The organism is Anaerococcus vaginimassiliensis (assembly GCF_900626155.1).
Taxonomy (GTDB): domain Bacteria; phylum Bacillota; class Clostridia; order Tissierellales; family Peptoniphilaceae; genus Anaerococcus; species Anaerococcus vaginimassiliensis.
This window is the reverse complement of record NZ_LR130844.1, coordinates 1293942-1316235: the sequence shown is the minus strand read 5'-3', so window position 1 is coordinate 1316235 and position 22294 is coordinate 1293942. Positions and strand designations below refer to the sequence as shown.

At 33.3% G+C, this 22294-nt stretch carries 21 protein-coding genes; 1 reads left to right on the top strand and 20 read right to left on the bottom strand.

Annotated elements, in window-relative coordinates; translation table 11 throughout:
* Positions 1–10: 10 nt before the first annotated feature.
* The 7 genes from tpiA to nth all read right to left on the bottom strand — a co-directional run bounded on the left by tpiA (position 11) and on the right by nth (position 5908).
* The gene (gene tpiA, locus E0D87_RS06440) at positions 11–763 is read right to left on the bottom strand and encodes a triose-phosphate isomerase (RefSeq protein WP_130819808.1); all 753 of its coding nucleotides are present in this window, start codon (positions 761–763) and stop codon (positions 11–13) included.
* Positions 764–772: 9 nt separating this feature from the next.
* Complete coding sequence (locus E0D87_RS06435; RefSeq protein WP_130819807.1) at positions 773–1969, bottom strand: phosphoglycerate kinase; 1197 nt, start codon at positions 1967–1969, stop codon at positions 773–775.
* Between the two features lie 58 nt (positions 1970–2027).
* Positions 2028–3035 (bottom strand): type I glyceraldehyde-3-phosphate dehydrogenase, encoded by a 1008-nt coding sequence (gap, locus tag E0D87_RS06430; protein WP_004834330.1) that lies wholly within the window; start codon positions 3033–3035, stop codon positions 2028–2030.
* 68 nt (positions 3036–3103) lie between these two features.
* Positions 3104–4030 (bottom strand): thioredoxin-disulfide reductase, encoded by a 927-nt coding sequence (trxB, locus tag E0D87_RS06425; RefSeq protein ID WP_130819806.1) that lies wholly within the window; start codon positions 4028–4030, stop codon positions 3104–3106.
* Between the two features lie 12 nt (positions 4031–4042).
* Positions 4043–4501 (bottom strand): tRNA (cytidine(34)-2'-O)-methyltransferase, encoded by a 459-nt coding sequence (locus E0D87_RS06420; RefSeq protein ID WP_004834572.1) that lies wholly within the window; start codon positions 4499–4501, stop codon positions 4043–4045.
* A complete protein-coding gene (locus E0D87_RS06415) occupies positions 4489–5322 on the bottom strand; it encodes a Cof-type HAD-IIB family hydrolase (protein ID WP_130819805.1) in 834 nt (277 codons plus the stop codon). Before E0D87_RS06415 ends, E0D87_RS06420 begins: the two co-directional genes overlap by 13 nt.
* Positions 5315–5908 carry an endonuclease III gene (gene nth / locus E0D87_RS06410; protein ID WP_242618450.1) on the bottom strand — a complete coding sequence of 198 codons (594 nt, stop codon included), beginning with the start codon at positions 5906–5908 and terminating at the stop codon, positions 5315–5317. Before nth ends, E0D87_RS06415 begins: the two co-directional genes overlap by 8 nt.
* Positions 5909–6059: 151 nt before the next feature.
* Here nth and rodA point away from each other — a divergent pair, with 151 nt between their 5' ends.
* A complete protein-coding gene (rodA, locus tag E0D87_RS06405) occupies positions 6060–7226 on the top strand; it encodes a rod shape-determining protein RodA (protein WP_130819803.1) in 1167 nt (388 codons plus the stop codon).
* Positions 7227–7299: 73 nt separating this feature from the next.
* Here the strand turns inward: rodA and E0D87_RS06400 are convergent, their stop codons facing one another.
* The 13 genes from E0D87_RS06400 to E0D87_RS06340 form a co-directional block, all read right to left on the bottom strand.
* Positions 7300–7824 carry a ComF family protein gene (locus E0D87_RS06400; RefSeq protein ID WP_242618449.1) on the bottom strand — a complete coding sequence of 175 codons (525 nt, stop codon included), beginning with the start codon at positions 7822–7824 and terminating at the stop codon, positions 7300–7302.
* 97 nt (positions 7825–7921) lie between these two features.
* Positions 7922–10081: an SF1B family DNA helicase RecD2 gene (gene recD2, locus E0D87_RS06395; protein WP_130819801.1), complete on the bottom strand. Its 2160-nt coding sequence runs from the start codon at positions 10079–10081 to the stop codon at positions 7922–7924.
* Positions 10082–10089: 8 nt separating this feature from the next.
* Positions 10090–11364, bottom strand: coding sequence for a UDP-N-acetylglucosamine 1-carboxyvinyltransferase (murA, locus tag E0D87_RS06390; protein ID WP_130819800.1), 1275 nt, complete (start codon positions 11362–11364; stop codon positions 10090–10092).
* An 8-nt stretch (positions 11365–11372) separates the two neighbouring features.
* Positions 11373–12002, bottom strand: a complete 630-nt coding sequence (gene upp / locus E0D87_RS06385; RefSeq protein WP_130819799.1) for a uracil phosphoribosyltransferase — start codon at positions 12000–12002, stop codon at positions 11373–11375.
* 8 nt (positions 12003–12010) lie between these two features.
* On the bottom strand, positions 12011–13045 hold the full coding sequence (locus tag E0D87_RS06380) for an L-threonylcarbamoyladenylate synthase (RefSeq protein WP_130819798.1): 1035 nt from the start codon (positions 13043–13045) through the stop codon (positions 12011–12013).
* A 1-nt stretch (position 13046) separates the two neighbouring features.
* A complete protein-coding gene (locus E0D87_RS06375; protein ID WP_130819797.1) occupies positions 13047–13991 on the bottom strand; it encodes a cation diffusion facilitator family transporter in 945 nt (314 codons plus the stop codon).
* On the bottom strand, positions 13992–15068 hold the full coding sequence (gene prfA / locus E0D87_RS06370; RefSeq protein ID WP_130819796.1) for a peptide chain release factor 1: 1077 nt from the start codon (positions 15066–15068) through the stop codon (positions 13992–13994).
* Positions 15069–15071: 3 nt separating this feature from the next.
* Positions 15072–15866: a peptide chain release factor N(5)-glutamine methyltransferase gene (gene prmC, locus E0D87_RS06365; RefSeq protein ID WP_130819795.1), complete on the bottom strand. Its 795-nt coding sequence runs from the start codon at positions 15864–15866 to the stop codon at positions 15072–15074.
* A 54-nt stretch (positions 15867–15920) separates the two neighbouring features.
* Complete coding sequence (rpmE, locus tag E0D87_RS06360) at positions 15921–16124, bottom strand: 50S ribosomal protein L31 (RefSeq protein WP_004834351.1); 204 nt, start codon at positions 16122–16124, stop codon at positions 15921–15923.
* Between the two features lie 71 nt (positions 16125–16195).
* Positions 16196–17500 (bottom strand): transcription termination factor Rho, encoded by a 1305-nt coding sequence (gene rho / locus E0D87_RS06355; protein ID WP_130819794.1) that lies wholly within the window; start codon positions 17498–17500, stop codon positions 16196–16198.
* Between the two features lie 54 nt (positions 17501–17554).
* Positions 17555–18418: a class II fructose-1,6-bisphosphate aldolase gene (fba, locus tag E0D87_RS06350; RefSeq protein ID WP_130819793.1), complete on the bottom strand. Its 864-nt coding sequence runs from the start codon at positions 18416–18418 to the stop codon at positions 17555–17557.
* A gap of 56 nt (positions 18419–18474) precedes the next feature.
* Positions 18475–20193 carry a proline--tRNA ligase gene (locus E0D87_RS06345; RefSeq protein WP_130819792.1) on the bottom strand — a complete coding sequence of 573 codons (1719 nt, stop codon included), beginning with the start codon at positions 20191–20193 and terminating at the stop codon, positions 18475–18477.
* The gene (locus E0D87_RS06340) at positions 20190–22289 is read right to left on the bottom strand and encodes a Tex-like N-terminal domain-containing protein (RefSeq protein WP_130819791.1); all 2100 of its coding nucleotides are present in this window, start codon (positions 22287–22289) and stop codon (positions 20190–20192) included. Before E0D87_RS06340 ends, E0D87_RS06345 begins: the two co-directional genes overlap by 4 nt.
* Positions 22290–22294 lie beyond the last annotated feature (5 nt).

Genomic DNA, 22294 nt, shown 5'->3' with positions numbered 1-22294 from the left:
CTATTTCTCCTTATTTATTAAAATTAACTAAAGCTTTAAAATCTTCTGCTTTTAGGCTTGCTCCACCTACTAGGGCACCGTCGATATTTTCTTTGCCCATAAGTTCAACTACGTTATTTGGTTTTACAGAACCACCATATTGGATTCTTACTTTTGATGCAGCTTCATCACCGTAAGTTTCAGCAATTAAGCTTCTGATATATCCGCACATGCTGTCTGCATCTTCGCTTGAAGCAGTTTTACCAGTTCCTATTGCCCAAATTGGTTCATAAGCAATTATTACCTTTTCAATATCTTCAGCTGACACATCTTTTAAGTCTTTTTCAATTTGCGCTTTTACTTTTGCTTCATGTTCGTTAGCTTCTCTTTCTTCAAGAGTTTCACCACAGCAAAGGATAGGAACTAAATCATGATCTAAGGCTGATTTTACTTTTTTGTTGATTAAACAATCACATTCTTTGAAGTATTCACGTCTTTCAGAGTGACCTAATATTACATATTTTGCTCCGATATCTGTAAGCATGGTTGGAGATATTTCTCCTGTAAATGCTCCGCTTTCTTCAAAGTACATGTTTTGTGCACCAAATCCAACACTCGTATCTTTCAACTTTTCTTTAGCTACTAATAGGTCAATAGCTGGTGTACAAACGCCCGCTTCAACATTTTCATCTAAATCTAAAGCTTTTATTTCATCTAATAATTTTTCTGCTTCAGAAACTGTCATATTCATTTTCCAGTTTCCTACTATAACTGGTTTACGCATCAATTCTCCTTACTTATCTTCTATTGAACTAATTCCTGGTAGATCTTTACCTTCTAAAAACTCTAGGCTTGCTCCACCACCAGTAGATACATGAGTAATTTTATCTTTTAATCCTGCTAGCTCTATTGCAAGTGCAGAGTCTCCTCCACCTACTATTGTAATTGCATCAGATTCTGCTAAAGATTCAGCAACTTTGTTTGTTCCGTTAGCAAATTCTTTAACTTCAAATACTCCCATAGGTCCATTCCATACAACAGTTTTGGCATTTTTAATCTTTGATGCAAATAGTTCTGCTGTTTTTGGTCCTATATCTAGAGCTTCTTTATCTTCTGGAATTGAATCTATGTCAACAACTTCAGTTTCTACTCCTGATTTAATCTCATCAGCAATAACAACATCTACTGGAAGTAAGATTTCTACGTTATTTTCTTCTGCTTTTTTGATTAGTTCAAGGGATAAATCCATCTTGTCTTCTTCTAATAAGGATTTACCTATTTCTTTTCCTTGAGCCTTTAAGAATGTGTAAGCCATACCTCCACCAATTAGGATAGTATCAACTTTTGTAATCAAGTTTTCAATTACACCGATTTTGTCAGATACTTTTGCTCCGCCTAGGATTGAAACAAATGGATGTTCTGGATCTTCTAGAGCTTTACCCATAACGTCGATTTCTTTTTCAATTAAAAATCCTACAGCTGAAGGAAGTATACTTGCAACACCTACGTTAGATGCGTGTGCCCTGTGGCTTGTACCAAATGCATCGTTTACATATAAGTCTGCAAGAGATGCTAGTTTTTTAGCAAATTCAGGGTCGTTTTTAGTTTCACCAGCAACATATCTTGTATTTTCGATTAAGCAAACTTCACCATCTTTAAGATTTGCTACTTCTTCTTTAACCTTGTCATCTACAACTTCTGGGCTTGGGAAGAAGTGGAATTTATCTTTGTAATGATTTTCTAGCCAATCTGCTACAGGTTTTAGAGCAAATTCTGGTTTAGCTTCTCCCTTTGGTCTACCAAGGTGGCTCATAAGAATAACCTTAGCATTATTTTCTAATAGGTAATCAATTGTTGGAAGAGCTGCTTTTATTCTTGTGTCATCAGCGATTTCTTCGTTGTTTTCTTTAGAAAGTGGTACATTAAAGTCAACTCTAACAAGTACTTTTTTGCCCTTTACGTCTAAATCTTTTACAGTTTTTTTATTCATAAGTCTCCTCGTAATTTTCGTTAAAAAAAGGCGAGACTTACCTCGCCTAATTTAACTCTTAAAGATTTGCTAGATAGTCAAGTGTTCTAACTAAGTTAGAAACATATCCCATTTCGTTGTCATACCAAGCAACTGTTTTAACAACTTGTGTTCCGTTTTCTCCTTCAACTATCTTTGTAAGTTGAGAATCGAAAACTGAACCTGCTGGATAACCTACGATATCGCTTGATACTATATCATCTTCTGTATAAGCAAATGCATCATTTGAGTATTTTTTCATAGCTGCATTAACTTCTTCTACAGTTACTTTTTTCTCTAGTACTGAGTAAAGTTCTGTGATTGATCCTGTAATTGTTGGAACTCTTAGAGCTGATCCGTCAATTTTTCCTTCTACTTCTGGAAGAACTTTACCTACAGCTTTAGCTGCTCCTGTTGATGCAGGAATTGTATTTTGTGCTGCAGCTCTACCACCTCTTAAATCTTTTTTAGTAGCTGGTGTATCTTGGATAGCTTGAGTAGCTGTGTATGCGTGGATTGTAGACATTTGACCTGAAACAAATCCGAATTCATTCTTTAATACGTTAACCATTGGTGCTAGACAGTTTGTTGTACAGCTTGCACCTGAAACAACTGTTTCTGAACCATCAAGAATTTCATGGTTTACTCCGTATACGATTGTCTTTAGATCACCCTTACCTGGTGCAGAAATTAGTACTTTCTTAGCTCCTGCTTTGATATGAGCTTCTGCTTTTTCTTTTTCTGTAAAGAATCCTGTACATTCTAGTACTATATCAACTCCAAGTTCTTCCCATGGAAGATCTTCTGGGTTTCTTTCAGCAAATACTTTGATGTCTTTGCCATTGATTTTGAATCCGTCTTCAGTTAGTTCAGCGTCTCCATTGAATCTACCTTGTGCTGTATCGTATTTGAAAGCATATAGAAGACCTTTTTTATCAATAAGGTCGTTGATTGCTACAACTTCGATATTTTCTTCTACTTCGGCGATTCTTCTTAGTGTGAGACGTCCGATTCTACCAAATCCATTAATTGCTACTTTTGTTGCCATTATTTCCTCCTAATTAATTCTTTCTACAAATACACTTTACTTATTTGTTAGAAATTTGTCAACTTTTTTTACCAATTCACGCCCTCAAGATATCTGTTAGCAAGAACCGCTGCAATACATCCATCTCCTGCTGCAGTTACCATTTGTCTAACCTTCTTTTCTCTGGTATCACCAATGGCAAATACACCTTCGACATTTGTTTTCATATCTTCATCTGTTAGGATGTATCCGTGATTCATTTCAATCTTGCCTTCAAATATCTCTGTTTGTGGAATGTATCCTATAAATATAAATACCCCAATTGGAGAATTATCATCAGATTTTAATTCTTTTATTTCACCAGTTTTGACATTTTCAACTACTAAAACTTCTGATTCCTTGCTACCTTTGATTTCTTTTACAACAGAGTCTAATTCTAATTTAATTTTATCGTTCTTTTTGATGTTGTCTACAACAACACCGCTTACTCTAAATTCATCTCTTCTGTGGATTATTGTAACAGATCTACCAAATCTTGTAAGATAGCTTGCTTCTTCAAGGGCTGAGTCTCCTCCACCTACAACGTAAATATCAAGACCTGTATAGAAAGGTCCATCACATGTCGCACAATATGAAACACCTCTATTAGCAAATTCATCTTCACCAGGAACATCAAGTTTTCTGTGAGTTGCTCCTGATGATATAATTATAACTTTAGCTTCATATTCTCCGCCATCAGTTACAACTTTTTTTACCTTGCCTTCAAGCTCAACTTCCTTAACATCCTCGTATTTGATATCACAGAATTCTTCTGCTTGCTCTAGCATTCTTTCAGATAATCCCATACCTGTTGCTTCAGGGATTGATCCCGGGTAGTTTTCTACAAAAGCTGTTCCAGAAATTTGACCGCCTGCTACAGCTTTTTCAATAATCAATGTTTTTAATTTACTTCTTCCAGCATAAAGTCCTGCAGTTAGACCTGCTGGTCCTCCACCTATTATAATTATATCGTACATATATTCTCCTTACTAAAATTTAAATCCATCTTGTCTTAGTGCTTCATAAAGGATAATGCTTACTGAATTAGCGAGGTTAAGTGACCTATCTATCTTTTTAGTCATAGGAATTGTAATAACTTGTTTACTATATTCATCCAAAAGTTTTTGGTCAATTCCTTCTTTTTCTCTGCCAAATATCAGATAATCTCCATCCTTGAAGCTTACATCTGTATATCTCTTATCACTGCCAGTTTCCACAAAGAAAAATCTCTTATCTTTTATATATTCCATAAACTCTTCTATAGAATCGTGAATAACTAGATCTACGTGTTCCCAATAATCTATACCCGCTCTTTTTAAAAATCTATCAGAAAAATCAAATTTAAAGGGTCTAATTAAGTGAAGTCTCGATTCTGTCAATACACATGTTCTACCGATATTTCCAACGTTTCCAGGATGTTCTGGAGCAATTAATACTATATTAAACAACGGTTATACTCCTTTATAATCTCACAAGCTTCTATAATTCCACCATTATCGTTATCCCTTACTACATGATTTCCAATCTCTTTTAATTCATCCTTACTATTTCCCATTGCAAAAGATATTTCTGCTCCACTTAACATTTCATAATCATTTAGACCATCGCCAATAGCTGCAATGTTAGAAGTCTTTAGTCCAGTAATTTTCGCAAATTCCTTTAGAGTTTCTAGTTTTGACACATTCTTTGTCATCATCTCAACTACTCCATTTATGGACGATGTGAAATATAGTTTATCGTTAAATTCATTTTTAATAATTTTTACTATTTCATCATCTTCGCTTACACCGTTTATCTGAAACTTATAGGCCTTGTGATTTTTATATCTTAAATCTTTTAAAGGATTATCAGAAATCGACAGATTTACCGAATAATCACCATTGACATTTGAATCTTTCAATAAATGTTTAAGTTTTCTTTCATTAAATGTATCAGAATAGTAAGTGTCTAAATCATAAAAATGAAAATCCAGATTGTTTTCCTTTGATAAATTATATAATCTATCAACTACATCATCTTCTAAAGGATAGGATTTTATTATATTTTCATAATAAGTACCTAGAATAGCTCCATTATTTGCAATTATTACAGAATTTTTAGAAATTTGATTAGCATAGTACATTACAGAGGAAAATACCCTACCACTGTTTAAAACTATTCTCACTCCTATTTCTTCTAATTCTCTTAGAGGATCTATAGTTTTTTTATCTAGAATTGATTTGGAGTTAAGTAAAGTTCCATCTATATCAATAGCTAAAATCCTAATCATTCTCTCTCCTATAATATTCACAAGTGATTTTCATATTACACTCTTCACATAGGGGATTTCTGGCTTTGCAGATTGCCCTTCCATGAGTGATAAGTTGGTGGTGAGTCTTTCTCCATCTTTCTTTGGGAATATTTTTCATAAGTTGGTCTTCGGTTTTTTCTACATTTTTAGCATTAGCAAAGCCAAGTCTATTTGCAACCCTAAAAACATGAGTATCAACTGCAATAGCTGGAATACCAAAGGCATTTGATGCTACAACATTAGCTGTTTTTCTTCCAACACCAGGTAGTTTCATTAGCTCTTTTATATCAGCTGGTACCTCACTGTCATAATCATTATACAAAATCTTACTTGTTGCTGAGATATTTTTTGCCTTGTTTTTGTATATTCCTACTGTTCTTATATAATTCTCTATTGTTTTTATATCAGCTTTAGCAAATTGTTCAGGTGTATTCATGTCAGCAAACATCACTTTTGTCACTTTATTTACCCTAACATCGGTTGATTGGGCAGATAAAATTGTCGCTATCAATAGCTCAAATGGTGTTGTAAAATTAAGCATTGAATAGTCAACATCTGGATACATCTTATCTAAAATTTCTAAAGTTTCCTTAATCTCACTCGAATTTAAAATACTATCACCTCTTTATTTATTATACTCTTTGCCCATTAAATAACATTTTGATTGATTAAGCTTCTTTCATGTTATATAATAACTAGAGAATTGGAGTGATTTAATGTTTAATTTAAAGAAAAAAGACTTAAAGGAACTAGATTTAATCTTACTTTTCGCAACTATTGCTCTAAGTATTTTTGGTTTAGTTGTTCTTTATTCAGCTTATGGTGGCGAGATCAAACCTATTATGACTCAATTATTTGCCACCATCTTAGGATTTGTAGTAATTTTAATCCTATGTACAATGGATCTTGATGTTATCAAGAAATCTTATAAGTTTGTCTATGGGCTTATGCTCCTGCTTTTACTTATGACCTTGTTTTTAGGTAGAGGACTAGACGAATGGGGATCTAACTCTTGGGTTTACATCGGATCTTTTTCTTTCCAACCTTCAGAAATTGCAAAGGTAGGAATTATATTTTCATTAGCGGCTTATCTTGATATACATAAGTTTGATATTAATGATAAAAAGACCATGGCTAAAGTAATAATAATGGCAGGAGTTCCAATAGGACTAATACTTGCTCAGCCAGATTTTGGTACAGCGATGGTTTATGTATTCTTTATCGCTGCTATGATTTTTATTGGTGGAATATCTTGGAAATGGATTGGTATATTTGTTGGAGCCGGTCTAATTGTAGGTTTTGTTGTTTTAACTAACTTATCTGGATACAGGCTTGATAGGATTGAAAACTTCCTAGATCCAACTAGAGATACTTCTGGTAGTAACTGGCAACAACAACAAGGACTTATTGCAATTGGATCTGGTATGTTAAAAGGTAGAGGATACCTTCAAGGAACCCAATCTCAATATGGCTATATACCCGAAAAGGAAACTGACTTCATTTTCTCAGTTTTAGCTGAGGAACTTGGTTTTATAGGATCAATCGTAGTTATAATCCTTTTTGCAGTTGTTATAATGAGACTAGTAATGATTGCTAAAGATTCTAATAATACCTTTATAACACTCATGTTAACAGGTATTGCAGGATTGTTGTTTATCCATATTTTTGAAAATATAGCAATGACTATAGGACTTATGCCTGTTACTGGAATACCTCTCCCATTTTTCTCATACGGAGGAACTTTCCAACTTATAACTCTAATTAATATTGGACTGGCATTATCAGCATCCATGCAAAAGAAACAATACGATGATGGTATTGTAGATGAAGAAGCTATCAGACTGATAGATTATAGCATGGTAAAACCTTCAAAAAATAAATAACAGAAAAGAGATGATTAATAGGCTTACTTAAATCTGTATTTCAGAAATTAAGTTAGTCGATATCATCTCTTTTTTATCTTCTTTTACCACGTTCAGTCGCAAGGCTAAGTGCTAAAACTTCGCTTGCACCCTTATCTTTCAATTCTTTAATTATTTCTAAACAAGTATTCCCAGTTGTTATTAGATCATCTATAAGTAAAATCTTCATTCCACTTAGATCCTTATCAATACAAAAAGCACCGTTAAGGTTTTTCTTTCTCTCTATTCTATCTAAAGTATGTTGAGTCTTAGTATTTTTCAATTTTTTAAAATCTTCAAGATAAGCCATGTTTAGTTTTTTAGCTACATCTTCTACTATTAGTCTAATGTGATCAAAGCCTCTATTTTTTATAGTTTGTTTAGAAGAAGGAGATCCTAATATATACTCGAAATTATAAAGATCATTTTCTATAATAAAGTCATATATCATATCCGAGAAAACTTTGTACAAAGAAGTATTTCTGTTAAATTTATAATCCCAAATCATTCGTTTCATGAAATCATCATAAAAATATATGCTATAGCAAATATTTCCGCAAAGATCATATTTACTGTCCATATAGTCGAGTTTCCTAAGGCAATTCTCACACAGGTGATACTTATATATTTCATCTTTTTTGCAGCAATAACACTTACCCTTATCTAAAAACAAGAAATCAATCATCAATCACATTCCCCATTTCTTCTATCCAATAAGACAAATTTGAATATCTTTTATTTGAAAAATTATTATCTACCATTTTCTTAAGTATGGTCTTATTACCTAATAGAATAACAACTTTTTTTGCCCTAGTCACACCTGTATACAGTAAATTTCTTGTTAAAAGCATAGGAGCAACTTGCATCATTGGTATGATAACGCAGTTAAACTCAGATCCTTGAGATTTATGGATAGTTATAGCATAGGATAGGTCCAAGTCTTTTATATCTTCCTTTTTATATCTTATAAGCTTCCCATCTTCAAATCTAACATCTAGACTTTCGTTAATTTGATCAACTTTTTCTATTATTCCTATGTCACCATTATAGGCTCCCTCGTCGTAATCGTCACTTTCATTTATAGGACTTAAATCATAGTTATTTCTAACCTGCATAACTTTGTCATGAAGTTTAAATACCTTGTCATTGTATTTAAGGAAGTATTTCTCTTTGTTAAGAACTTCCTGTATTTTACTATTAATATTAGCTACTCCCCGGTCAGTTTTCTTAGATGGTGATAAGATTTGAATATCTGTTATTGGATCAAAGTTATAATATTTAGGCAGCCTATCTTTTACAAGCCCTATAAGATTATCAATAAAATTAGGAGCGTTTGTATCAATGAAAAAGAAATCCTTACCTTTTTCATTTAATATAGGATATTCTCCCTTATTTATTCTGTGAGCGTTTACTATGATATTAGATTCGCTCGCTTGCCTAAATATTTTCTTTAGTCTAACTGATTCTAAACTGGTATCTAGAATATCTGAAAGTACATTACCGGGGCCAACTGACGGCAATTGATCACTATCACCTACTAAAATTATAGCTGTATTTTCCCCAACTGCTTTTAATAGATTATTCATCAGATAAATATCTACCATACTCATCTCATCAACTATTATATAGTCCTTATCAATGGGGTTTTCTTCGTTAAATTCTGCTATGCTTCCATCTGGTCTAATCCCTATTAGCCTATGAATAGTATGGGCATCTTCTCCAGTAGATTCTTTTATCCTCTTGGCAGCTCTACCTGTTGGAGCAGCAAGGGCATAGGTAAGATTATTTTTTGAAAGAATCTTACAGATAGCATTTATAATTGTAGTTTTTCCAGTACCAGGACCTCCTGTAATAGCAAGGGCCATAGTCTCAAAGGCTTTGTTGATAGCTTCTTTTTGCTCTGTCGAAAATATTGATAAGTCATAATCAATCTTTATATCAAATATGTATTCTTCTTTCATTTTACTAGCAAGGCTTAATGCCACCGATTTTTCTGCCTTTAGAATCTTGGGAAGGTATATGTATTTATCTTCATTTATTCCCACAAGAACAAGTTTTCCAGAGATAATATCTTCATCAACAACTTCTCTTACCCTGTCTTCTCTTACTTTTAGTAAACTACTGGATTTATTTACTAAGTAATCAATTTTAAGAGAAGTATGACCGTTAAAGTCGGCCTCAGTATTTAATATATAATAGACTCCAGCAGATATCCTAAATCGTGAACTAGAATCCATTTGCATATTATAAGCTATTTTATCTGCCATAGTAAAACCGATTCCACTTATATCTTCAATTAGTTTATAAGGATTTGCTTTTATTTGGCTTATGGTATTATCTCCATATTTATTGTAAATTTTCATGGATAGGTTATAAGATATATTTAAACTTTGAAGGTATTCTAAGGCTCTCCTAGAATCTCTTGATTCCTCGGCAGAAAGGATTATATCTTCAAGTTTTTTCTTACCAATTCCTTCAACCTCGAGCAACTGGTTTGGATTGTTATAAACTATATCTATAGATTCTTTACCAAATTTATCATATATTGCCTTAGCAGTCTTTTTGCCTATTCCTTTAAGATTTCCTGATGATAAAAATTTAATGATTGATTCTTTATCAGATGGTTTTTCTAGGCGGATAGATGAAATATTAAACTGTTCACCATATTTGTCATGATAAACTAAGTCTCCATCCATTTCTACCCTATCACCTTCATTAAAAAAAGGCATAGTTCCAACACAAGTAATATCAGAATCAGAAGTTTCAACAGCCATAATGGAATATCCACTTTCGTCATTTCTAAAAATTATGTTGGTTACTATGCCTTTTAATTTCATTTTATATCCTAATCAACTTTTATTCTTTTTATATTTGCTCCAAGACCTGTAAGTTTTTCTATTAGATTGCTATAGCCTCTATCTATATGATAGATATCTGATACTCTAGTTTCTCCTTCTGCAACAAGGCCTGCCATTACAAGTGCTGCACCTGCTCTAAGGTCTGTTGCTTTTACATCTGCTCCGTGAAGCTTTTCAACACCTGCTATTGTTGCTCTATTGCCTGATGTTGCGATTACTGCTCCCATTTTTGAAAGTTCAGCTACATGCATAAACCTATTTTCAAAAACAGTTTCTTGGATTCTGCTTTCTCCATCACTTAGAGTTAGTAGCGCCATGAATTGAGCTTGAACATCTGTTGGAAAACCAGGATAAGGAAGTGTTTGAATATTTGTAGATTTAAGTCTATTTGGTGCATTTACATATATTATATCTTCTTCCTCTATCTCTTCTACATCAGCTCCAATTTCTATAAGCTTTGCTATAACTGGTCTAATATGAGATCCAATAACATTTGTGATTTTTACATTTCCTCTAGTCATTGCAGCTGCAAGCATATATGTCGCAGCTTCAATTCTATCAGGGATTATTGTATGTCTTGTTCCTGTAAGCTTTTCTACACCGTTAATTGTAATAGTTGATGTCCCAGCTCCCTTTATCTTCGCTCCCATTTTTGAAAGAAAAGATGCAAGATCAACAATTTCTGGTTCTTTTGCGGCATTTTCTATAATTGTTTCTCCATCAGCGAGTGTTGCTGCCATCATTATATTTTGAGTTGCACCTACAGAAGGAAAATCTAAATAGATTTCATCTCCTATTAGCCCTTCCTTTGCTTCTATAGAAATTTCTTCGTCATTTATCCTAGTTTCTGCTCCAAGTGCATTGAATCCTTTTATGTGTAAATCAATTGGTCTAGATCCAATATTGCAACCACCCGGTGCCTTAGTATAAGCACTAGAAAATCTAGATAAAAGCGGTCCCATAACTACAAAAGATGCACGCATTTTATCCATTAATTCATAAGGAGTCTCACAAGTATTTATGCCACTTGAATCAATCTTCAAACTATTTCTTCCGATATATTCGACTTTTGAACCTAAGTGTTTCAAAACTTCTACCATTATCTCAACATCTTTTAACTCTGGTACTCCGTCTAAGATAATTTCTTCTGTTCCTAGTACACAAGCTGCAAGTATAGGTAAAGCTGAGTTTTTAGCTCCAGAGATTTCAACTTCTCCTTTTAACGGTCCATTCGAATTTATAACTAATATTTCTTTACTCATATTAAAACCTATTTTGTTCCAAATAGTCTATCGCCAGCATCACCCAAGCCTGGAACAATATATCCATTTTCATTTAGTTTCTCATCTAATTGAGCTACATAAATATCTACATCGTCATGTTTATCTTGGATAGCTTTTATTCCTTCTGGAGCAGCAATTATACATAATAGTTTGATAGACTTACATCCTCTTTCCTTAAGTCTTTCTATGGCGTCGTTTACAGATCCACCTGTAGCTACCATTGGATCAACTACAAGGATATCTCTATTGCCAATGTCTTTTGGAAGTTTGCAATAATACTCAACTGGTTTTAGAGTTTCTTCATTTCTATACATTCCAATATGACCAATCTTTGCAGCCGGAAGAACTTCTAATACACCATCAACCATGCCAAGTCCTGCTCTAAGAATTGGTACGATTGCTTGTTTCTTGCCCGCAAGTCTGTAACCAGTTGTCTTTGTAATTGGTGTTTCCATTTCAAACTCTTCTAGGCTTAAATCTTCTGTCGCTTCATAAGCTAATATCATTGCAATCTCTGTAACTATAGATCTAAATTCATTAGCTCCTGTGTTTTTATCTCTTAATATGCTTATTTTGTGTTTAATTACTGGATGATTTAGTACGTTTACTTTTCCCATATCTTCTCCTATAAATATTCAATATTGCCTGCGGCAGATTTTTTCATTCTATTCATTATACTCTTGCCCAAGTTATAATCCATAACACCTTCAGCAAGGATTAGATCAACTCCAAGCTTATCCATCTGTCTTAGAGATGAAAAGAGAGTGTGACTCATTTGGTTTAAATCATTTCTAGATCCAAAGGAAATCCTATCAAATTCATCAAACCTATCTATATCTTCTTCAAATACAAGAACTCCAACATGGATGCCTTGATTTTTGTAAGATTTTGCTTTTTTGTAAATAAAATCAGATGCTCTTTTTCCAACATAGACTTGCATTCTTGCTTTTGGTGCATAATGCTTGTATTTTTGTCCTGGAGATTTTGGAACAACATTGTCATCTACTAATGCATCGTCTAACCTTACATTTGGAAGTATTTCTCTAAGCATCTCTAAAGTATAAAATCCTGGTCTTAGTATAGTCGGAACATCTTCTGACAAATCTATTACTGTAGATTCTATACCTATTTTAGATTCTCCTCCATCTACTATCAAAGGAATTTTACCTTTAAGGTCAAAATAGCAGTCATCAGCATTAGTTGGGGATGGTCTACCTGAGATATTAGCAGATGGTGCAGCTATAGGAAGATTTGCCTCAGATATAATTGCCCTTGCAATCTTATCCACAGGAAATCTAATCGCTACTGTATCTCCCCCTGCAGTTACTGCGTCAGGTATTAATTTGGACTTTTTAAATATCATTGTCAAAGGACCAGGCCAGAGATCAAAAAGCTTTCTCGCCTCATCACTGACCCCTTCTACTAGATTATATAACATATCTATATTAGAAATATGTAAAATTAAAGGATTATCTGCTGGTCTATTTTTAGTCTCAAATATTTTTCTACAGGCTAAATCATCAAGACCGTTTGCTCCTAGTCCATAGACAGTTTCTGTTGGAATTGCAACTAACTTTCCTTCTTTAAGTAAATTAGCTGCTTTTTTTATAATTTCTTGATCGATATTGTCTCTATCAACTCTTAAAACTTCTGTTTCCATTTTATCTTCTTTCGTTTTCATCTATCAAACAATATGTTGGATCCATATGGATAGTAATCTCGACTCCTGTTTTTGATAAAATTTTCTTTTCAACCTTATCAATAGCATTATGAACCTTTTCTACAGTAAGATTTGCAGGTACTTCTACATGGACAGATCCTGCAAGTCTCCCCTTTCCATATTCGTGAATCTGAAGGTCATGAAGTCCTTCTATCAATTCTTCTGCCATAATAATTTGGCTAATTTCATTTTCAATTGAACTGTCAACTCTTTTCCCCAAAAGAATTTCTACTGTATCTTTAAACATCTCAAGACCAGGTTGTAATACAAAAAATGATATTACAACACCCATTATAGCATCAAGGTTAAAGTTTACATATTTTTGTAACAAGCCAGTTATGATAATAGCTGATGTTGAAATTATATCATTTCTTGCATCTAGCATAACTCCAAGGTTTAAGTCACTATCAAGCTTCTTGTATAAAGACCTGTTTAAAATATAAATATATATCTTAAAAGCAATTGAAACTAGTAGGATTATAACAGATATCACGCTTAAAGTTGAAAATGAGTCTTTCCCAAAGCTTCTTACCGAATTTATAAAAAGAGTGATACCAACATATATAATTAGTATTGAAACTAGTAGACTTATGACATATTCACTTCTACCGTGGCCGAAGGGATGTTCTTTATCCGCTGGTTTTTTGCTGATATTTGATCCCAAAAGAGCCATCAGCGAAACTACAGAATCTGATAAGTTGTTAAAAGCATCGTTTATAATCGCTTGGGAATTAATTACAAACCCAAGGGCTATCTTCATAGCAAATAACAAAACATTGATTATTATTCCTATAATAGAAGATAGTGAAATTAGTGAAAGTCTATGGGTAAACTCATCTTCACTCTGAGTTTTTTTTATAAACTTTCTAGCTAAAAAATTAAACAATTACTCGTCCTCGCCAACTTTTTCTAGTTTTCTTGTTTGATCTTCTTCGATTAATGAATCGATCATTTCACCGATATTTCCGTTTAGGAAGTCATCTAATTGGTAAATTGTCTTGTTAATTCTATGATCGGTTATTCTTCCTTGAGGGAAGTTATAGGTTCTTATTCTCTCAGACCTATCACCGGTACCGACCTGACTTTTTCTATTGTCAGCTATTTCTTTATTTCTTTTTTCTTCTTCTAGTTCATAAATACGAGCCAAAAGAATTCTCATAGCTTTTTCTTTATTTTTGATTTGAGATTTTTCATCTTGCATACTTACGACAATTCCTGTAGGAATATGAGTAAGTCTAACAGCAGAGTCAGTAGTGTTTACTGATTGGCCACCATTACCAGATGATCTAAATACATCTGTTCTAATGTCGTTAGGGTCAACATGCACATCAAGTTCGTCTACTTCAGGTAAAACGGCAACTGTTGCTGTTGATGTGTGGATTCTACCACCAGATTCTGTTTCTGGCACTCTTTGAACTCTGTGAACTCCGGATTCATATTTGAATCTAGAATATGCTCCTTCTCCTCTGATCATAAAGGTTGCATCTTTTATTCCGCCTACACCTTGAGAGCTTACTTCGACATCTTCTGTCTTGTAGCCTTCCTTATCTGCATACATGTGATACATTCTATATAAATCACCTGCAAATAATCCAGCCTCATCTCCACCTGCTCCTGGTCTAATCTCTATGATAACGTCTCTAGAGTCGTTAGGGTCTTTAGGAATCAGAAGAATTTTCATCTCTTCATTATATTCATCTAAGAGTTTTTCATTTTCCTTGATTTCTTCTTTTAGCATTTCGACCATATCTTGATCGTCAGCTTCATTAATAAGCTCTTTATTTTCTTCAATAGTTTCCTCAGCTTCTTTTATCTGATCATACTTTTCAACTATTGGTTTTAAAGAGTTATATTCTCTTGTAATTTTTGTTAATTTTGCAATGTCTGATAAAACTTCAGGATCTATCATCTTTTTTTCAAGATCCTTATAGTTTTCTTTTATATGTTCAATATTTTCAAACATCTCTTATCCTTTCTCAGCGATTATAAACCTGTCAAAATCGTTGTAATCTTTAATACATTTCAAATTTTTGAAATCAAATTTGTTCAAAAGCTCAAATAAACTCTGCTTTTGATCATATCCGATTTCAAAAACGAGCTTACCACCACAATTTAGATAATTATTTGCCTCACTTACAATCTTTTTATAGAAATAAAGACCATTTTCTTCTGCAAATAAAGCAGATTTTGGCTCATGGTATAATCTTTGATCTAAATTTTCGTAGTCACTTTTATTTATATATGGTGGGTTTGATATTATTATATCGAATTTTCCAGAAATTTCTTCAAATATATCAGATTTTATGAAAGATACATTTCTTACGCCGATTCTTTTTTTATTTTCTCTTGCAAGACCTAAGGCATCATCACTTATATCGCTTGCCAGTATCTCGCTTTTTTCTAAGTTTTTTCCTAAACTTAAGGCTATAGCACCTGATCCTGTTCCTATATCAAGGATTTTATCTTTCTTCCAGTCTGAATTTATGAGATAGTCCACAATAATTTCTGTTTCAAATCTTGGTATTAAAGCTCTTTTGTCAACTTTAAAGTTAAGCCCATAAAACTCCCACTCACCTATAGCATATTGGAGAGGGTATCCTTTTTCAAATTTATCTATTATTTCATCAAGCCTAGTGGAAATATCTTTATCAAGCTCTTCTCCACTTCTTAGTATTATATTGCTCTTATTGGTATCCAAAAGATATGTTAGGGCTATTAGACTTATATCGTAGTTTTTATCTAAGTATTCTTTTATAATCATATTTATTATTTTTTACACAAAAATAAGGTAAGTTGCCTTACCTTATTATCTTGATTATTTTCTACCGTATTTTTTGTTAAATTTCTCAACGTTACCACCACGTTCAGCATTTCTTTGTTTTCCTGAGTAGAATGGATGACAATTACCACAAACTTCTACTTTGATTTCTTCTTCAGTAGAACCTACAGTAAATTCATTTCCACATGAAATACAAGTTACTTTAGCTTGGTGATATTCTGGATGTAATTCTTTTTTCATATGAACACCTCTTGTTTCTTCTTTCAATAAGCAATAAATATTGTACCATGGATATATTAATATTTCAAGACTTAATAAGATTTATTTATCAAATCTATAAATTGCTTGTTGCTTTCAGTTCTTTTCATCCAATCTATAAGCTCAACTATAGATTCTGCATTGGACATGTTTGACTTTCTAAGTTTTACTACTGCTTCTAATTCTTTATCTGTTAGGAGCAGATCTTCTCTTCTTGTTGATGATTTTTCAATATTTATGGCTGGGAATATCCTCCTATCAGCAAGTCTTCTATCAAGGTGGATTTCCATATTGCCAGTTCCCTTAAATTCCTCAAAGATCATATCATCCATTCTAGATCCAGTATCTACCAAGGCAGTAGCTAATATAGAAAGAGATCCGCCTCCTTCTATATTTCGTGCAGCTCCAAAGAATTGTTTTGGTCCAACTAGAGCAAGTGGATCAAGTCCTCCAGAAAGGGTTCTTCCTGATTGAGGAGTCATTATATTATAAGCTCTTGCAAGCCTTGTAATTGAATCTAGGAGTATTACCACATCTTTTTTCTCTTCGACAAATCTTTTTGCTCTTTCTAATACCATCTCCGCCATATCTATATGACTTTGAGGTGGCTTGTCAAATGTTGATGCTGCAACTTCAGTTCTCATAAGCTCATTATTAGGGTCTCTATATTCATTTACATATCTTATAAAATCAGTAACTTCTTCAGGTCTTTCATCTATGAGTAGAACTATTATTTTTATATCATCGTAGTTTTTTTCTATAGATCTTTCTATATCTTTTATTAGAGTAGTTTTTCCTGCTTTAGGTTGGGAGACAATCAACCCTCTTTGACCACGACCTATAGGACTAATAAAATCTATGATTCTTTCAGAAAAATGATTTTTGCCAGTTTCTAGACTGATTTTTTCATTAGGATATATTGGTGTCAAATCCTCAAACAAAGGCCTGTTGAAGGCTACACCCGGTTTTATTCCATTTACATCTGATACATATATTAAAGGTGCAAACTTATCTCTAGCGTATTTTTCTCTTGCTATACCTCTTATGAAATCACCGGTTTTTAATCTAAACATCTTGATTTGTTTAGGTGGAACGTAGATATCGTCATCACCGCTTTCATACATTTCGGTTCTTAAAAATCCATATCCATCAGGAAGAATTTCAAGAATGCCCTCGCAGTCAAACTTCTCTCCAAGGTCGTTTTCTTCATCTTCCTTTTTTTGTTCGTCTTTGTTTATGTTTTCTTGTTCAATTAATTTAATCAATTCATCTTTTCTATATTTGCTTATAGATTCGATACCTAAATCTTTTGCTATTTCTCTAAGTTCAACTAATTTTTTCTCTTTTAAATTATCCATAATTTCCTTTGTAGAAAAAAGAGGGCCAAAAGGCCCCCATTTCTAATTATTTTATTATTTAGCGCTATTTGTAGAACCAAACATTTCGATTTTTTCTTCAACTTTATCGACGATAGCTTGTGTTCCGTCAGCTAATAATTTTCTTGGGTCAAATCCTTTACCTTGTTGATCCTTACCAGCTTCGATATATTTTCTAGTTGCTTCAGCAAATACAAGTTGGCATTCTGTATTTACGTTGATTTTTGATACACCTAGGCTGATAGCTTTTTTAATTTGATCATCTGGGATACCTGTACCACCATGTAGAACTATTGGCATTTTAACTGCATCAGAAATTTCTTGTAGTCTTTCAAAGTTTAGACCTTGCCAATCAGATGGGTAAACACCGTGAATGTTACCAATACCAGCAGCTAAGAAGTCTATTCCTAAGCTTGCAAGCTTTTTACATTCTTCTACATCTGCAAGTTCTCCTGCTGATGTAACGCCGTCTTCTTCTCCGCCGATACCACCAACTTCTGCTTCTACAGATATTCCTTTTGAGTGAGCTAATTCAACTATTTCTTTAGTTTTTTCAAGGTTTTCTTCTAATGGGAAGTGTGATCCATCAAACATTACTGATGTAAATCCTGCTTCAATAGCTTTCTTAGCACCTTCGTATGAGCCGTGGTCTAAGTGAATAGCAACTGGAACTGTAATTCCCATTTCATCATGCATTGCTTTAACTAAATCGGCAACTACTCTAAAGCCACCCATATATTTGATAGCTCCTTCAGAACCTGCAATTATAACTGCAGTTTTCTTTTCTTCAGCTGCATTTAGGATTGCCTTTGTCCATTCAAGGTTATTTGTATTGAAATGACCAATTGCATATCCATTTTCATAAGCTTTATCTAACATTTCTTTTGCATTAACTAACATTTTGTCTCCTTATAGTTCTTGTTCAAATTTTCTTTCAGTATAATAATACCCGTTTTTTAATTAAAAGACAGGTCTTTTTTTACAGATGAAATTATTTTTTCTATAGCAGTATCTACAGTTATTTTTTCATTTTCCATTTCACGTCTTGTAGAGTATTCTACAATTTCATCACTAGCGTCTTTTCCAACTGTGATTCTATAAGGAATTCCTATAAGGTCTCTGTCGTTAAATTTGACTCCAGCTCTTTCTTTTCTATCATCTAATAAAACATCTATTCTTTCTTCTTTTAATTTATTGTAAATTTCTTCACCAAGTTCTTTTTGATCTTCCTTGTTAGGATTTATAATTGTCACTATAGCTTCAAATGGAGCTACAGATGTTGGCCATAAGATGCCTTTGTCGTCGTGATATTGCTCTACTATAGCTGATACAGACCTAGATATCCCTATACCGTAAGATCCCATTATAAATGGTTGTTGCTTACCATTTTCATCTAGGAAGTAAGCTTCTAAGCTTTCAGAATATTTTGTTCCCAGTTGGAAAATATTACCTACTTCGATTCCCCTAGCTGCCTTTAATATGCCAGATCCATCATAGGCCATATCGCCTTCTTTTGCAGTTAATAAATCTTCTACGACTTCACCTTTGAAGTCTCTGCCAAAGTTAGCATTTTTGTAGTGATAATTTGTTTTATTAGCTCCAACTACTAGATTCTTAATCTTTGTTAGTGACTCGTCAACTAAAACTCTTACTTCACCCTTTAAATCAATTGGACCAGTATAACCTGCTTTAGCTCCACTTATTTTTTCAATTTCCTCATCGTCTAACATTTCTATCTCATGTTCAGGTACTTGTAGATAGGATATAAGTTTTACCATATTTAGTTCTCTATCACCTGGAACAAAGGCAATTATAGGCTCACCTTTTACCTTCAAATCTACTGCCTTTGCAAAATGTTTTGAATCTTCTGATAAGTAGCTTGAAACTTCTTCTATAGTTGTTTTTCCAACAGTTTCAACTAATTCTAATTCTTTTTCTGACTCATCTACAAATTCTTGTTTAAATCTTGCCTTCTCATCTGTTGCAGCATAATCTGATGAATCTGTATATAGGATTACTCCTTCTCCAGTTTCCGATAAGGCTATAAACTCATGGCTTTTTCTACCACCCATGCTTCCAGAATCACCTTCTACGATTTTATATTCAAGTCCCATTTTATCGAAAGCTTCAACATAGGCATCCCACATTTTTTGATAAGAAACCTCGAGCCCTTCATAACTAGCATCAAAAGAATAGGCATCTTTCATTAGGAAATCTCTAGATCTATTTATACCAAATCTTGGTCTCTTCTCGTCTCTAAACTTATCGACTATTTGATATATATTTAGTGGAAGTTGCTTATAAGAATTCAATTCATTTTTTATAAGATCAGTAAAGGCCTCTTCGGCAGTTGGACCTAGACAATATTGTCTATTGTGCCTATCTTCTAGCTTAAACATTTCTGGCCCAAAAGTTTCCCATCTACCAGATGCTTCCCATATTTCTCTAGCTTGAAGAATTGAAGTTGACACTTCTATAGAATCGTAATTTTCCATAGATTCTCTTACTATTGCTTCAATCTTATTGATCACCTTCTTACCTAATGGTAAAAATGAGTAGACACCACTTGCTTGTTTTCTTATAAATGCTCCCCTAGTTAAATACTTGTGACTTGCAGTTTCAGCATCCACTGGGTCTTCTCTTAGGGTTGGCATGTAATATTTTGATAATCTCATATTTCTCCTACATCCTTCATTGATAGACCTATTCTTTCTTTTTTCTTGTCTATCTCTATTACTTTAACATTAACAATTTGTGAATTGGTTAGAACTTCGTTTGGATTTTTGATAAACTTATCTGAAATCTTTGAAACGTGTACTAGACCATCTATTCCTACACCTATATCGACAAAAGCCCCAAAGTCAGTTATATTCCTAACCTTTCCTTTAAGTATCATTCCTTCTTTCAAATCATCAATACCCATGATTTCTTGTCTAGTAATGACTTCTGGATTATCCTCCCTCGGATCTCTGCCGGGCTTTTTAAGTTCAGTTACTATATCTTGTAGGGTCGGTAGTCCTACCTCAAGCTCTTTTGCTATTTCTTCTAAGTTAGTATTATCAAGGTCCTTATCCATTATTTGTCTTGCAATATCGTAAGATTCTGGATGGACTGCTGTATTATCTAACATTTCAGGTGAATCTGGAAATCTTAAGAATCCTGCTGCAAGCTTATAAGTTTTATCTCCCAGACCTTTTACAGTTTTAAGGTCTTTCCTATAAACCAATTTACCATCTTTGAAATCTTCCTCTATTCTTTTAGCAAGATTTTGATTTAGACCAGATACATAACCAAGTAGTTTGTATGAGGCATTATTAATTGTAACACCAACTTCATTTACAGCATCTTCTACAACTTTTTGAAGTTGTTCATCAAGTTTTTTTCCATCTAGGTCATGTTGATATTGACCTATTCCTATATGTTTAGGCTCAATTTTTACAAGCTCAGCCATAGGATCTTGAAGCCTTCTTGCCATGGATATAGCTCCTCTAATTGTTACATCTAAATCTGGGAATTCTTCTTCTCCTAGACTTGATGCAGAATAAACTGAAGCTCCAGCTTCATTTACGACTGCATAGCTAACATGAGCTACTTCTTTTAGTAGTTTGTTTACGACAAGTTCAGTTTCTCTTGATGCGGTAGCATTGCCAAGAGCAATGAGACTTACGTCATATTTTTCTATAAGTTTTTTAAGAGTTTCTATTGCTTCTCTTTCCTTCTTGTGAGGTTCTACAGGATAAATTACAGTAGAATCTAAATATTTTCCGAATTGATCAACTACAGCAACCTTGCAACCAGTCCTAAATCCTGGATCAAGTCCTATAACTGCTTTTCCCTTTATTGGCCTTTGCAATAAATAAGGTTTTAAATTTTTGCCAAATACATTTATCGACTCTTCTTCGGCATTATCAGTTAAGAAATTTCTCATCTCAGTTGTTATAGAAGGAAGCATTAGCCTTTTATATGCATCATCAACAGTTGATTTTAAAAGATCAGTTTGAAATTCATTATAGGCCTTATCTTCTTTAAATAAATCTGTTATGAGTTTCTTGTTGTACTCATCGCTAAACTCAAGTTTTACACTTAGAGCATTTTCTTTTTCTCCTCTGTTTATAGCTAGCGTTTGGAATGATTTAACTTCTCTTAATTTTTTAGAAAATCCATAATAATTTTCATAAAGTCCTTTTTCATCTTCTTTTTCACTGACTATAAGTTTTGCTCTAATAAATCCATCTCTTCTTATAATATTTCTAGCAGGTATACTATTTGCAATATCCTCAGCTAATATATCTAGAGATCTTTCAACTGCCTCTTTTGGTGTATCCAATCCTTCGCACAAATATGATTCACCTAGTTTAAGTGCCTCTTCAATGCTAGCTACTTCTGTAAATATTTGATTTAAAAGCTTATCTAGTCCAAATTCTCTAGCTATATCAGCCCTAGTTTTTCTCTTGGATTTGTAAGGGGCATATATATCCTCTAATATTGTTAAACTATGGGTAGATAGGATTTCTTCCTTTAGTTCCTCTGTAAGCTTTCCTTGAGATTCTATAGAGTTAATTATCTCTTCCTGTCTTTTTTCAATATTTCTATATTTTTTAAGGTTTTTTTCTATCTCTCTAATCTCAACATCGGTAAGGTTTCCTGTTACTTCTTTTCTATATCTAGCGATAAATGCTACAGTAGACCCATCATCTAATAGATCTATAACAGATTCGATTCTTTTTTCACTAATATCTAATTGTTTTGATAAAATTTCTTTAATATCCATAAAGT